This window comes from Thalassospira povalilytica (assembly GCF_002844235.1).
In the GTDB taxonomy this organism is placed as follows: Bacteria; Pseudomonadota; Alphaproteobacteria; order Rhodospirillales; family Thalassospiraceae; genus Thalassospira; species Thalassospira povalilytica.
The window spans coordinates 429,618-442,960 of the sequence record NZ_PGTS01000003.1; the positions used below are offsets into that span (position 1 = coordinate 429,618).

13 protein-coding genes and 1 tRNA gene are annotated in these 13,343 nt (G+C 55.4%); 4 read left to right on the top strand and 10 right to left on the bottom strand.

The genetic code is table 11. The features are described from left to right. Positions 1-209 precede the first annotated feature (209 nt). The 4 genes from CU041_RS10440 to CU041_RS10455 form a co-directional block, all read right to left on the bottom strand. Positions 210-1,844 carry an adenylate/guanylate cyclase domain-containing protein gene (locus CU041_RS10440; RefSeq protein WP_233433080.1) on the bottom strand — a complete coding sequence of 545 codons (1,635 nt, stop codon included), beginning with the start codon at positions 1,842-1,844 and terminating at the stop codon, positions 210-212. A 280-nt stretch (positions 1,845-2,124) separates the two neighbouring features. Then, entirely contained in the window at positions 2,125-2,850 is a 726-nt protein-coding gene (locus CU041_RS10445) for a glutamine amidotransferase-related protein (RefSeq protein WP_101246827.1), read from the bottom strand. 338 nt (positions 2,851-3,188) lie between these two features. Further along, entirely contained in the window at positions 3,189-3,617 is a 429-nt protein-coding gene (locus CU041_RS10450; protein ID WP_228194979.1) for a DUF6691 family protein, read from the bottom strand. Continuing rightward, a complete protein-coding gene (locus CU041_RS10455; RefSeq protein ID WP_101246828.1) occupies positions 3,614-4,048 on the bottom strand; it encodes a YeeE/YedE family protein in 435 nt (144 codons plus the stop codon). The genes CU041_RS10450 and CU041_RS10455 overlap by 4 nt, the downstream gene beginning before the upstream one ends. Positions 4,049-4,182: 134 nt before the next feature. Between CU041_RS10455 and CU041_RS10460 the strand changes: the two genes are divergently transcribed. Beyond that, positions 4,183-4,491 carry a hypothetical protein gene (locus tag CU041_RS10460; protein ID WP_170310194.1) on the top strand — a complete coding sequence of 103 codons (309 nt, stop codon included), beginning with the start codon at positions 4,183-4,185 and terminating at the stop codon, positions 4,489-4,491. Continuing rightward, positions 4,488-5,462, top strand: coding sequence for a methyltransferase domain-containing protein (locus CU041_RS10465; RefSeq protein ID WP_101246830.1), 975 nt, complete (start codon positions 4,488-4,490; stop codon positions 5,460-5,462). Before CU041_RS10460 ends, CU041_RS10465 begins: the two co-directional genes overlap by 4 nt. A gap of 58 nt (positions 5,463-5,520) precedes the next feature. Here the strand turns inward: CU041_RS10465 and CU041_RS10470 are convergent, their stop codons facing one another. The 4 genes from CU041_RS10470 to CU041_RS10485 all read right to left on the bottom strand — a co-directional run bounded on the left by CU041_RS10470 (position 5,521) and on the right by CU041_RS10485 (position 10,135). Beyond that, positions 5,521-5,985 (bottom strand): YtoQ family protein, encoded by a 465-nt coding sequence (locus CU041_RS10470; RefSeq protein WP_101246831.1) that lies wholly within the window; start codon positions 5,983-5,985, stop codon positions 5,521-5,523. A 211-nt stretch (positions 5,986-6,196) separates the two neighbouring features. After that, complete coding sequence (locus tag CU041_RS10475; RefSeq protein ID WP_101246832.1) at positions 6,197-8,119, bottom strand: TRAP transporter permease; 1,923 nt, start codon at positions 8,117-8,119, stop codon at positions 6,197-6,199. 73 nt (positions 8,120-8,192) lie between these two features. Next, positions 8,193-9,152: a TAXI family TRAP transporter solute-binding subunit gene (locus CU041_RS10480; protein WP_101246833.1), complete on the bottom strand. Its 960-nt coding sequence runs from the start codon at positions 9,150-9,152 to the stop codon at positions 8,193-8,195. Positions 9,153-9,262: 110 nt separating this feature from the next. Then, the gene (locus CU041_RS10485; RefSeq protein WP_101246834.1) at positions 9,263-10,135 is read right to left on the bottom strand and encodes a fumarylacetoacetate hydrolase family protein; all 873 of its coding nucleotides are present in this window, start codon (positions 10,133-10,135) and stop codon (positions 9,263-9,265) included. Positions 10,136-10,333: 198 nt separating this feature from the next. Here CU041_RS10485 and CU041_RS10490 point away from each other — a divergent pair, with 198 nt between their 5' ends. Then, on the top strand, positions 10,334-11,008 hold the full coding sequence (locus tag CU041_RS10490; RefSeq protein WP_101246835.1) for a FadR/GntR family transcriptional regulator: 675 nt from the start codon (positions 10,334-10,336) through the stop codon (positions 11,006-11,008). Between the two features lie 151 nt (positions 11,009-11,159). Here the strand turns inward: CU041_RS10490 and CU041_RS10495 are convergent. Further along, positions 11,160-11,235 (bottom strand) — tRNA-Ala (locus CU041_RS10495). A 99-nt stretch (positions 11,236-11,334) separates the two neighbouring features. Then, positions 11,335-11,640, bottom strand: coding sequence for an FYDLN acid domain-containing protein (locus CU041_RS10500; protein ID WP_101246836.1), 306 nt, complete (start codon positions 11,638-11,640; stop codon positions 11,335-11,337). Between the two features lie 359 nt (positions 11,641-11,999). Between CU041_RS10500 and aroA the strand changes: the two genes are divergently transcribed. Next, positions 12,000-13,343: a 3-phosphoshikimate 1-carboxyvinyltransferase gene (aroA, locus tag CU041_RS10505; RefSeq protein WP_101246837.1), complete on the top strand. Its 1,344-nt coding sequence runs from the start codon at positions 12,000-12,002 to the stop codon at positions 13,341-13,343.

Genomic DNA, 13,343 nt, shown 5'->3' on the forward strand with positions numbered 1-13,343 from the left:
GATTAATCTTCAGACCCCACGCCTTTGGCGTTTCGGGCATCCATTTTGTTCGACCCGACGAGTTCGGCACCGAACGTATCCATCTATTCGAATAAATGTGATTTTATGCGCGATAGTCAAGACTTGCCTGCTGCATTGCATCCCCTGTCAACCCCGCCAAAACTTATACACAGGAAGCCCACAGGCTGCTTTGGCAGGAAAGAAAGGAGTCACCGCCTGACCTGTGAAAGATCAGGCATTGCATCAAGCGCATAATAGGCCACCGACTGATCCTTGCCGCGCAATGCCACTTCGTGCAAAACCGCATTTTCCGGCAAGGGAATCGGGCCGTGATCAAACAGGGTCTTTGAAATCACCAGCGGCACACCATGCCCCTTGGTCTGGGCTTCAAGCCGGGCGGTGGTATTGATGGTGTCCCCGATCGCGCTGATATTTTCGCGGCCCGGCGGGCCCATTTCCCCGACAATTGCCTTGCCCATATGGATGCCGATCCCGATGCGCAACTGATGGGGCAATTCCGACGCCAGATGAATGTTCAGCCCCTCGATCCGGCGCAGCATTTCGGCCGCACCTTCAAACGCCTGAAGGATGGTTTGTTCGGTATCCTCGCTTTCATGTCCATAAAGCGCCATCAATCCGTCACCGGTAAATTGCGCGTAATAGCCGCCCGTACTGCGCAGGGCCTCGGTCATTTCGGCAAAAAACTGGTTCAGGATGAACAACACGTCATAGGGCATCTTGCGTTCGCCAAGTTTGGTCGAATCGCGCAGGTCGATAAAGATACAGACAACCTGTCTTTCACTGCCCGAAAGGCCGCCGGGGCGTCGCCCGTCGCGTGCGGTAGCGTTGGGGGGCATCAATGGCGCAACCGCAAGATCGTTTTGCGGACGGATCTGACAGGCCAGCCGCATGCCGCGTGGCGCCTGGATGCTTTTAAGGGCGGCGGCCTCGATCTGGCCGGGTGCTGCCAGCTGATCCAGTCCCGAACCGCAATGCAGCCGACATGTGGTGCATCGCCCATGCCCGCCACAAACCGATGCCATCGGGATGCCTGCATCGCGAAGGGCCTCAAGTGCGGTCGCCCCCGGTGGCACGCGCACCGACCGCCCGTTGGGCAGGCTTAACATCGGTCCGCGCTTGACCCGATCAATGGTCTGTCTGATCTGGCGCACTCCGAATGGTGCCAGTGCCAGCGCGATGGTCAGGATCGTGCAGGGTATCAGGGCATTTTCATAAAATGTAATGGCCGCCTGATTGACGTCGGCGGCTTCGAGTACGCCAAAAACATATTTGCGCCCGCCTTCTTCGACCCGGCGGATGATTTCGGCACTGGCTGCGCCATAACCCGCAAGCGAAAGTGTGGGGATCAGAATGGCAAGTGTGCCAAGCGCGTTGCGCCATTTCGGATAGAACGGTTTGACCCGAAGCCAGAAATGAATACCGATACAGCCATGGGTCCAGACCACAATGACCGTGATCGCCTGAAGGATGCCCTGAAACGGAATGAAAACAGCAAGATCAAGCAACACCCGTTCATATGGTGATCCGACATCAAAGCCCAGATCAATCACCCGGGTCGCAATAATGTGACGGAACAGCAAAAACGGAATGCACAGACCAAGGATCATCTGGGCCCATTCCGATTTGCGCAACCGCATTGATCGGCGGCTTGTCAGGCGGCCGGTCGCCAGGATGAAGTGGGTGATCAGCGACAGCAAAAGCAGGATTTCAAGCGGCGGGAATTGCCAGATCTCGGTCGAGAATTCATCAACCGTTTCCATTAATTCGGGCGATACAATCCCCGCGGCATGATTAAGCAGATGGGTCAGGACATAGGCGAACATTGTCAGCCCTGAATATAATCGCAAATTCTGGATCATTGTGTCCCGCCGGTTGCCCAAACTCTGGTTGCAAATGCTGTGTCGGTCTTTTGGTTTACGGTTTTAACCAAACTACCCTGACAGTATGAAGTCCAATCATAAACAAGTTATGTCTGTAATCCCGCCTGAAATAGTGACACGTCCTGTCCGCACCAAAGGCCCGGCAAAACCGCCCAAACAAAACGGGCCGCTGTATCAAACAGCGACCCGTGATTGAAGTTCAGTTGTCTGACCGGTTGGGATGTCAGGCGGCGTTGCGCACCCGTTGGCGGGTCATGAATTTCACAATCGATTTTGCAAAATCAGGACTGCTGATCGGGGTTTCAAGCGATTTCATTGCTGCCTTGTGCACATCTTCGGGAATCAGGTCATGGCGTGATTCCAGCAAGGCCTGCTCATAGGGGCGCATGAATTCCGGATGGGGCTGGATCGATGCGGCATTGGCGCCATATTGCAAACCGGCATAGGGGCAGAAATCCGAACTCGCCCATACGGTTGCGCCTTCGGGAATTTCGACGACCTGGTCCTGATGAAACGCATTGATGCGAAGGGTGGACGGGCTGTCAGCCAGCCAGTCTGCATTGCTGGCATCGACGTCATATGCATGGACGCCAACGCCCCAACCCTTGTCGGATTTGACAACCTTGCCGCCAAGCGCGGTCGCCAGGATCTGGTGCCCGAAACAGATGCCAAATACCGGCTGACCTGCACCCACGGCTTCGCGCAGGAAGTCCTGCAGGCGGATCATCCAGGGCGCGTTTTCGTAAACCCCGTGTTTGGATCCCATGACGACCCAGCCATCTGCGTCGGCAATGGAATCTGGGAATTCATCTTCAAGAACGGTCCAGGTTTCAAACTCAAGGCCGGGGTCAACATCGCCAAGGAGTTTTTCCAACATCTTGGGATAGCTTTTAAACTCGTCGCGAAGTTCTTCCGGGGCGAACCCGGGTTCAAGAATACCGATCTTCATGCGGAAACCTTACATAGACTTCAAAGTGGCGCCGGGGCCTGTTCTGCTTAGCTTGAACCACTTTGCCAAACATCGCCAAACATCGCCAAACACGACCAAAATCGCTTCAGGCTAAACAGAGCAGGCTTTAGGGTCAGTTATGGGATTTTAGCGCTAAAAACAAGTCTGGTGCTGCGAGAATTTAGGTGAATTTTCGCCGGAAATGCGAAACCGCCCGGCAAATTGCACGGGCGGTTGCACGGTCTGCGATCACGCCGCTGCGGGAGGGCCGCGTCATCCGCAGATCATCCCCGGGGAGCTAACACGGGGAGCTAACACGGGGATTTATCCATCAAACATCAGCTGTTCAGGCGCAATGCCCGGGCACCGGCCATGCCGGCAAGCATGGTGGCGACAAAGATGATGGTGTCCATCTGTCCAAAGGCCAGCGCGCTAAGGGCGGGACCAGGGCAATAACCCACCAGACCCCAGCCGGTTCCGAACATAAGCCCGCCGACAATCAGTTTGGTCGTGACATTCTTGTTGCTCGGAAGATCCATTCCGCCGCCACAAACCGCATCTGATCGCGATTTGGCAAACTGGAAAATCGGCACGGCAACCACAAGGCCACCACCCATGACAAAGGCAAGGCTCGGGTCCCAGCCACCATCGGCAATCGCCCAGATATCAAGGAAACCAAGCACCTTTTGCGGGTCGATCATGCCCGAAATATAAAGCCCGGCTCCAAACAGCGTGCCACAGATCAGCGATACGATAATGCGCATCATGCCCCCCCGATCAGATGGCGGGTAACCAGCACCGTCACAAACCCGGCCGCCATAAAGGATAGGGTCGCGACCAGCGACCGCAACGAAAACCGCGACAGTCCGCAAATGCCGTGGCCACTGGTGCAGCCGCTGCCGATGGTGGTGCCGACACCCACCAGAAGACCGGCAATCACAATCACCGGAAGCGGGCTTGTGACAATGCTTTGTGCTTCGATCGACGTACCGGTCATCAGAACCAGCGGCCCGGCAATCAGGCCAATGACAAAGGCCAGACGTTCAAATGCCGATGTGCTGCCCTTTGACGATGACAAAAGACCACCGACAATGCCGCTGATCCCGGCGATCCGGCCATTCAGCAAAAGATACAGCCCCGATGCCAAACCGATAAGTCCGCCACCCAGAAGGGCCGAGACAGGGGTAAAGTTTTCCATCAGACTTCCCGTTATAAAAAGACTTTACATTCAAATATGATAATAAATTGATTTTATCAATCAAAATCGACATTTATTAGCTGTAAAATAGGATTTTACCGATCCGCGCCCACGCCAGTACGCGTTACTTGACCATGACTCCAAGATTTCAAACAGGTGGGCTGTTTTTACGAGCCGGTGCCTGTTTGCCCCATCTTGCCGGGACTGATGATGGCCCGGTCAGCGGTCAAATTCGGGCCAGTCCACAGTACGGATTCGCTGCCCGACAGGCGGAACGGATCATTTGTCCTGATACAAAAATGGCGATCCGTATTAACACATTGAAATTACATGAATTTATCTATCTTGCCAAAATCGCGATTCCGGAAGATATAGCAGCATCTTTGGTTGTGGTTCCGGCTGTTCCTGCCAACCCGTTTTTCGGATATTCAAAACTTAAATGAGCAAGGATCGTCTGTCGGCCAGTCGGCGACTTGATGTTGCGCTGGCGCTGGTAGTGCAGGGTGATTATGTCGCGGCAATTGATGTCGCGCGTGCGGCCCTTTCTGCCGATCCCGAATGGGACGAGGCCCATTTTACCCTGGGCGATATCTATGAACGGGCCGGTGAAAACGACAATGCCGTCGAAGCATTTCGTCAATATCTGGTTCTTGATCCGTCCGACCGTATGGGGGCCGAAGTGCGTCTGACGTTGCTTGGGGCAGCTGCAATGCGCGACCGGTTGCCGCCAGATTACGTGCGTGCGCTCTTTGATGATTATGCGCCGCGTTTTGAAATCAGCCTGCGCGATCGGCTGGCCTATCGCGGCCCGGAACTTCTGTCGGAGGCCGTTCGACCGTTTCTGCCAAGCCTGGATCGTCCGCTTGAAATTCTTGATCTTGGATGCGGTACTGGACTGGTTGGTGAAGTTTTTGCCGGTCAATATGACGCGATTGACGGGATCGACCTGTCGCCGCGCATGATCAACCGCGCCCGGGCCAAGGGCATCTATCGCACGCTGGTGGCGGGCGATATCACCGATATGCCTGACGATCTGGGATCCGGCTACGGGCTTGTGGTTGCCGCGGATGTTCTGAATTATCTCGGCGATCTTGCCCCGGCGCTGCGCGCGGCCCACGCCCGGATGAAACCGGGCGGCTTGATGGTCCTGACCCTCGAACATGGCAAAGTCTTTCCGTTCGATCTCGGCCCGGGCCAACGTTTCCGCCACCATCAGCGCGCAATTGCCGAATGGATGGAAGAATGCGGCTTTGAAATCGTCTCCGACGCGCTGGGCACCCTGCGGCAGGAAAAAGGAACCCCGGTCGAAGGCCGCATCATGGTGGCCCGTGCCATCAGCGATTTCGCCTTTGTCACCAGCAATCTGGTGGCACCGGGCGACCCGGATCAGGCGTCGGGTCAGACTTTGCATTAAGATCGCTGTGCAAAAACTGACCCGGTCCTGTTGTCACCGGTTCTCTTTGTCGCCGGTTCTAGCCCTTCGGCATGTCACCACGGATGATATAGGCCAGTGCGGCAACCACCTGTTCGGGTTCGCGGGCAACGCCGTTGGCGGCACCGTCAACTTCTTTCAACGCGTGGTCATGTTCGGCGGGATGCAGGGTGATATAGGGAATGCCAAGTGCGGCGGCATAGCCGGCATCAAAGGCGGCGTTCCACTGCTTGTATTTCTCGCCAAAGCGGATAACCGCAAGATCAGACCCCGACAGCAGGGTTTTGGTCCGCATGGCGTTAAGTTGTGCGCCTTTGCGGTCATGCCAGAACTTGTTTTCCTCGGCTCCGAAAATGGCAACACCGCAATCATCGGAATCTTCATGCATGGTGATCGGGGCGACCAGTTCGACCGGAAGGCCTGCTTCCTTGACCCCGGCGGCGATGCGTTCGCGCCAGTCGCTATGAATTTCACCCGACAAATAGACGGTCCAGACCTTACTCATGTTTCTATCCCTGTTTGATCATGGTGATGGGTTCAATGGCCCATACGGATTGTTCGATTTTACATGTTAGTGCAACAAGCTGGTCCACAAACACCAAAACCCGCCGCCTTTGGCAACGGGTTTTGTGGATCAGGATGGTGATCAACGTGGTTGGGCGCGAAGGGGATGCCATCAGCATCCGGATGCGATCACCGTTCTGATAGGGGCGGCCTTAGTGCGGGACCGCCCGGTTATTTTGCCGCGTGGCCATGAACCACGCCATCAGGATTGCCGAACCCATCAGCGCGATGCCGGCAACATCGATCCACAGATTGGCCGGAAAGACCAGAAGGGCTGCGGAAACGCCGAACAATATCCGGTTGGGCATCGAAAGACGCGGACCAATCGGTGCAATGCCCTGAATGGCGATGGCCATCATGATGGCCCCGGTCATGTAAAGCAGACTGCTGTAAACAATGTCCGGCCATTCCCCGATCAAAAGCAGTTCGGGCACATAGGCAAAGCTGAACGGCATGATAACGATGGTTGCCCCGTATTTAAGGGCCGAGAACCCTGTGCGCATGGGCGGGGCCTTGGCGATGGCCGCCCCGGCAAAGGCCGCAACGCAAACCGGTGGCGTGATATTTGACAGGCATGCTGCATAAAACACCGCCAGATGGGCGGCAACCGTCGGAACACCGAGCTGAATAAGGGCCGGTGCAGCCACAACCGACAGGATGATATAGGACCCGGTAGTCGAAGACCCCATCCCGATAATGATCGATACCAGGGTTACCAGACAGACCGCGATAAACAGGTTCCCACCCGAAAAATCGATGAGAACTGACGAGAATTTAAGACCAAGCCCGGCAAGAACAATCCCGCCAATGATGATACCCAGCGTCCCGATCGCTGCCCCGGCCGAACTGTTGCTTTGTGCCCCGCCAATAAGGCCCTGGATGATGGCTTTGGGCCCCATGCGGGTTTCGCGGTTCCGCCATGAAAGGACTGCGGCTGATACCGTTCCCCAAAATGCGCAGAATTCTGCGGAAAATCCGGCAAACAGAAGGCCGATGACAATCACAAGCGGCATAAAGAAATGCCAGCCCTTTGCCATGACATCGCGCACACGCGGTGTTTCTTCACGTGGAATGCCCCGAAGTCCAAGCCGCGCGGCTTCAAGATCGACCATCGATAGCAAAAAGATAAAGAACACCAACGCCGGAATGACATTCATCAGCGCAATGGTCAGATAGCTGGTCTCGGTCAGGGTCGCGAGGATAAACACACCTGCCCCCATGACCGGCGGCATGAACTGGCCCCCGGTCGAGGCAATGGCTTCGATCGCACCGGCATCATGGGATTTGAACCCGGTGCGTTTCATCAGCGGAATGGTAAAGGATCCGGTCGTCACCACATTGGCAACCGAGGACCCCGAAATCGATCCAAAAAGTGCCGAGGTCATGACGGCAATCTTGGCCGGCCCCCCGCGCCAGCGCCCGGCAACCGCGGTGCCAAGATCCATAAAGAACTTGCCCGCACCGCTGCGTTCCAAAAAGGCGCCAAAAATCATGAAGGGAAACACAAAGGTCGCAAAGGTCGCGGTCACCACCCCGAAAATCGCTTCCTGTGTTGAATAGGTGAATTCAAGAATGCGCTCGATCGACATGCCCGGATGCGACAGACGCCCCGGAAGATACTGCCCGTAAAAAAGCTGAAGCAAAAAGGCGATGGCAATCAGCGAAATCACCGGACCAAGAGCACGACGGCTGGTTTCAAGCAGGATCACGATCGCCAGCGACCCCATGATCAGATCGGTCTGGTTGGGCGATGAAACCCGGAACATTGCGTAACTGACATACTGATCAATCCAGTAACCGAATACCGAAACCGTCAGAACGACAAACCCGATATCAAAAAGACTGAACCGGTCGGTCGGGGATTTGCGTGTGGCCGGAAACAGCATGAAAACCAGAACCGAGGTCAGCATCAGATAGATGCCCCGGTTGCTTTGGGTCGAAACAAGACCAAATCCGGATGTGTAAAGATAAAAGCCGGCAAAGCCAGCCGCAACAAGGTTGAAAACCAGCGCCTGAGAACCGTTCAGGGTGCGTTTCGCCCCCTCGACCCGCATAAGCCAGGATGTATCTGTCATTTGGTCCCGCAATCCACTTCAAGACAAAACAGATCTGCCCGGCACAATACCGGGCAGATTTCACGCCAACAGCTTATTCAGCCCATTGGCCGGTTTCGCGGTAATAGGCCTCGGCACCCGGATGCATCGGTGCGCCAAGTCCAAGGAAGTTTTTGGTGTCGGGTTTCATCTGCGCCCAGGCTTTGTGACCTGCGGCCAGTGCGTCCTGTTTTGCATAGGCAGCAGCCAGCATGCGCTTCATGACATCATCATTCACCCGTTCATGGGCCACCCAATACACGGTGGTATAGGGCATGTCGGTTGCCGGAACACCCTTATAGGTCGTGTCTGGCATGGTGCCGGTATGATAGAACGGATATTTGGTGTTGATCTTGCCCAGTTCCTCGTCGCTATAGGGCACGACGATAACATCATTGGTTTCGGCAAGTTCGGTCACGGCTGCCGCCGGGGCCGATGACTGGCAGAATGCGTCGATCTGACCATTGGCAAGCGCACGGCCGGCATCGCCAAATGTCATCATCTGGGGTTCGATTTCTTCAAGCAGACCAAGTGATCCCAGAATGTTCGAGCAGTTAAACACCGTGCCCGAACCGGGGGGACCCAGTGCGACCTTCTTGTCGGCAAGATCGGAAAGCGATTTGATGCCGTTGCCTTCAAGGGTCACGAAATAGGTCGGCCCTTCATAGGCCATCGCAACACCGCGCAGCATCGTGCCTTTGTCGTCATTGGCGAACGGGCCGGTTTGCTGAAGCGACATATAGACATGCGATCCGTAAACGATCCCCATATCAAGCTCGCCCTTGATCAGGCGTTTGGCATTTTCCGTCGAACCGCCGGTTGTGACCTGGGTAATGTTGACATCGGGCAAATCCTTGCCAAGTTCGGTGCCAGCAACACCGACCATGTAATACATCACACCACCGGGGTTTGACCCGCCCCAGGCAATGTCGGTCTTGTTCTGTGCAATCGCGGTTGTTGCAATCAAAGTGCCCAAAGTGGTCAGGGCCAGTGTATTTGCCAGTCTCTGAAACATATGTTCCTCCCGATTTATAAGAGTTTTGGGCTTATGTTGTTTTTGTCGTAGCCCGGTGCCGGTGCATGAAGCGCCGAACGGGACGACCGTGGCCGTCCCGAAACTGTTGATCAGCCCCCGATTGCGCGGAAATTGTTGCGCAAGGTGCCAATGCCTTCGATCTCGATGCTGACATTGTCCCCGGGTTTGAGATAACGCGGTGGTTCAAAGCCGATCCCGACCCCTGCCGGGGTGCCGGTGGCAATCACATCGCCGGGCATCAGTGTGACACCGGCAGAAATGGTTGCGATAATGGTCGGGATATCGAAGATCAGAAGCGACGTGTTCGATTCCTGGCGCAATTCGTCATTCACGTGACAACGGATTGCGGTGTCGGAAATATCAAGCGAGTCCCGGGTCACGGCCCATGGTCCCATCGGACAGAACGTGTCTTGCGATTTGCCAATCAGCCACTGGCTGTATTTGCCCTGCAAGTCTCGGGCGGTGACATCATTGACGATGGTGTAACCCCACACATGGTCATAGGCATCCTCGGGCGAAATCGCCCGGCCGCCCTTGCCGATAATCACGGCAAGCTCCGCCTCGTAATCGACAGCCTGGCTTGCCTTGCTATCGATCAGAACATCACTTTCATGTGCGATGACGGTTTCGGGCACTTTTGAAAAGATGATGGGGTTTTTCGGCACGGCCCCGGCTGCGGCACTTGAATCAAAGCCGCTTTTGGAAAATTCGTGCGCATGTTCCATGTAGTTTTTGCCAACACAGAAAATGTTGCGCACCGGGCGCGGGACCGGTGCCAGCAAGGTCACATCCGAAAGAGATACGGGCTCTTTGCGGCCGGGCAATGTGTCCTGACCAATCAGGCTAAGCACACCACGGGCGGCGTCCTGGGCGGGAATGTCGAACGGTACAACGACACCGCGATCTTCAAGAATCTCGCCAACGCCAACTGCACCATTTGTCCTGAACGTTGCAATCTTCAAGCCAAATCTCCAAAATTAATATACCAATTAAGCCAATTTCGTCGATTTTGATATACCAATAATCCAACCAAGTCAACCAATGTGGGGGTAAATGGGCTTTTATAGGGGGTAAATGGCTGAAAACGGGCAAATCGGGCTGGACCTGCGGCCTGTGATCTGTTAATTGGATCACAATTGGTTGGGAAGAAGGATCTCTTTATGACGGGCATCAGTGCCGATGACATTGCCAAAGAATTGCGCAAGCGGATCGTGGGCGGGCAGTGGCCCGATGGCACACGCATTCCGCCGGAACGGGATCTGGCAAAGGAATTCGACGTGGCACGCAATACCGTGCGTCGGGCCTGTGATATCCTGCAACAGGACAATCTTCTGGCGCGGTATGTCGGTCGCGGGACCTATGTAACGGCCCATGCCAAATCAGGATCGCTTGCCGATATCGCTGCCCGGATGGAAGGCACAAGCCCGGCCGACATGATGGAAATCCGTCTGTTGCTCGAACCCGAAGCCGCTGCTTTTGCTGCAACCAATGCCACCTCGGCCGAGCTTGCCGATATCGAAGCCGCCCATCTCAAGGCATCGTCGGCGACCGATATGCCGACATTCGAACAATGGGATACGGAATTCCACAAGCTGGTCTTTGATTGTTCGCGCAACGAGCTGCTGCGCGAAATCAACAATATCCTGACCTTCCTGCGCAATCAGGGGCCGTGGTTCGAAATGAAGAAACGGTCATTTTCCGACGAGCGTCGTCTGCACTATTGCGATGAACATGCCCGTATCGTCGATGCGCTTAATCAACGCCTTCCCGGCGAGGCCCGCGATGCCATGCATGCCCATCTGATCACGGTTCAAAAGAATATGCTGGGACGTTAGGCCCGCACATATTTCCGTTTCCGGTGCCCCGCCGATGCGGGGCATTTGGTTTTTGGGGATATTTTTGTCTCCGGGGCCCGTTGCCCGGCGATTTTCAGGGAAAAGCACCCTGAAACGACAAAACCCGTCGCCAAAGGCAACGGGTTTTGAATGGTGGAGCCGATCAGGATCGAACTGACGACCTCTACAATGCCATTGTAGCGCTCTCCCAACTGAGCTACGGCCCCACTTTAGTCCGCGTCGCAGATTTGCTGATGCTTTCTCTGCGGCGCGGCGCATATTTAGAAGGTTCGCCAAATGTTGGCAAGACCCTTTTTCAAAAATTCTTAGCGATCGTCGTCGTCTGATTCGACATGCTCATAAACTTCGCCAAGATCATCATCATCTTCGCCAAGGTCAGAAGCATCTTCGAGGATATCGTCATCGATATCCGCATCGACATCATCGTCAAGATCGTTGACGTCATCGATATCTTCGTCTTCTTCCGGTGCCGGTTTGGCAACCGCGGCTTTCTTGACCTTTGTCACGCCATCAGGTGTAGCGCATTTCGGGCAAACAACCGGGGTACGGTTCAGATCATAATACTTGGTACCACAGGCGAGGCAGTGACGTTTCTTACCGCGTGCTGACATTACGGCAAATCCTCTTAATTACCGTTATCATCTAAGAAAAAGACTGTTCGTCGCAAAGTGCTGCGATGCAGCGCAAGGCGTAATGTCTGAAAGGCCCAATTGCCATCTTGTTGGCGGCTTGTCAAAAGGAAATTGATCCTTTTGCGATCTGAGCTGCCAATGATGTGAAACAGGCCCGCAATCGGTACAATCGCCACGTCAAAATTTGGGTTCGATACTGGTGCCTGACAACCGCTTGTGCTAGAGCAGGATGCATCGGCCCACCTGCATCATGAGCGCCCCAAACCCCGGCTGCACCATATGCAGGGTTCCACGCCGTAAAAACAGAAAACCAAATCGTTACGGACAGGTACGCTTCCATGAGTTCTTCGCAGACCAAACGCCCGCTTTCATCGGCCAAAACCGGGCCAATTTCGGGTGATATCCGGGTACCGGGTGACAAATCGATTTCCCACCGTTCCCTGATGTTTGGCGGTCTGGCGATCGGCACGACCAAGGTCACCGGCCTGCTTGAAGGCGAAGACGTTCTGGCAACCGCGGATGCCATGCGCAAACTCGGTGCAACCGTCACCCGCGATGAGGATGGCACCTGGCATGTAACCGGTGTTGGTGTCGGCGCATTGCGCGAACCCGATAGCGTGATTGACATGGGCAATGCCGGAACCGGCATTCGTCTGATGGCCGGCATCGTTGCCACCCATCCGATCACCACCTTCTTTACCGGCGATGCGTCGCTGTGCAAACGTCCGATGGGCCGTGTTGCCGATCCGCTTTCCAAATTCGGGGCACAATTCATCACCCGTGATCGGGGTCGTCCGCCAATGGCCGTGATCGGAACGGACGAAGCCAAACCGGTGACCTATACCCTTCCTATGGCATCTGCCCAGGTCAAATCGGCTGTGATGCTGGCCGGTCTCAATACGACCGGGACGACGACCGTGATTGAACCCAAACCGTCGCGCGATCATACCGAACGCATGCTGCGTCATTTCGGGGTCGATGTGGATGTGAAGGTCAATGACGATGGCGGTCGTACCGTCAGCCTGACCGGTCCGGTCGAAATGAAGGCCGCTGACATTGTGGTGCCGACCGATCCGAGCTCGGCTGCCTTCCCGATGGTTGCGGCCCTGATCAATCCGGACTCCCATGTCACCATTCGCGACGTTTGCCTGAACCCGTTGCGTACCGGGCTGATCACCACCCTGATTGAAATGGGCGGCGATATCACGATTACCAATGAACGCGAAGAAGCCGGCGAAACCATCGGTGATCTGGTGGTGACGGGCAAAAACCGCCTGAAAGGCATCGTTGTTCCGGCCGAACGCGCCCCTTCAATGATTGACGAATATCCGGTTCTTGCCGTGGCTGCGGCCTATGCCGAGGGCGAAACACGGATGTGCGATCTTGAAGAATTGCGTGTCAAGGAATCGGATCGTCTGGCTGCGGTCGCCGCCGGACTTGAAGCCAATGGCGTCATTCACCGTATCGAAGGCGATGATCTGATTGTGACCGGTGGTGTCGTTCCGGGCGGTGGTATGGTTGAAACCCATCTTGATCACCGCATTGCCATGTCATTCCTGGTGCTGGGTCTTGGCGCGGAAAAGCCGGTTGCGGTTGATGATGCCAATCCGATTGCCACCAGTTTCCCGAACTTTGAAAAGCTGATGGGCGAAATGGGCGCAAAATTCGCGCTGCATTCCTGA

Excerpts from the sequence above, each read along its gene's own strand:
- CU041_RS10440 (WP_233433080.1), bottom strand. The coding sequence starts at position 1,844 with ATGTTCGCCTATGTCCTGACCCATCTGCTTAATCATGCCGCGGGGATT.
- CU041_RS10445 (WP_101246827.1), bottom strand. The coding sequence starts at position 2,850 with ATGAAGATCGGTATTCTTGAACCCGGGTTCGCCCCGGAAGAACTTCGC.
- CU041_RS10450 (WP_228194979.1), bottom strand. The coding sequence starts at position 3,617 with ATGATGCGCATTATCGTATCGCTGATCTGTGGCACGCTGTTTGGAGCC.
- CU041_RS10455 (WP_101246828.1), bottom strand. The coding sequence starts at position 4,048 with ATGGAAAACTTTACCCCTGTCTCGGCCCTTCTGGGTGGCGGACTTATC.
- CU041_RS10460 (WP_170310194.1), top strand. The coding sequence starts at position 4,183 with ATGACTCCAAGATTTCAAACAGGTGGGCTGTTTTTACGAGCCGGTGCC.
- CU041_RS10465 (WP_101246830.1), top strand. The coding sequence starts at position 4,488 with ATGAGCAAGGATCGTCTGTCGGCCAGTCGGCGACTTGATGTTGCGCTG.
- CU041_RS10470 (WP_101246831.1), bottom strand. The coding sequence starts at position 5,985 with ATGAGTAAGGTCTGGACCGTCTATTTGTCGGGTGAAATTCATAGCGAC.
- CU041_RS10475 (WP_101246832.1), bottom strand. The coding sequence starts at position 8,119 with ATGACAGATACATCCTGGCTTATGCGGGTCGAGGGGGCGAAACGCACC.
- CU041_RS10480 (WP_101246833.1), bottom strand. The coding sequence starts at position 9,152 with ATGTTTCAGAGACTGGCAAATACACTGGCCCTGACCACTTTGGGCACT.
- CU041_RS10490 (WP_101246835.1), top strand. The coding sequence starts at position 10,334 with ATGACGGGCATCAGTGCCGATGACATTGCCAAAGAATTGCGCAAGCGG.
- CU041_RS10500 (WP_101246836.1), bottom strand. The coding sequence starts at position 11,640 with ATGTCAGCACGCGGTAAGAAACGTCACTGCCTCGCCTGTGGTACCAAG.
- aroA (WP_101246837.1), top strand. The coding sequence starts at position 12,000 with ATGAGTTCTTCGCAGACCAAACGCCCGCTTTCATCGGCCAAAACCGGG.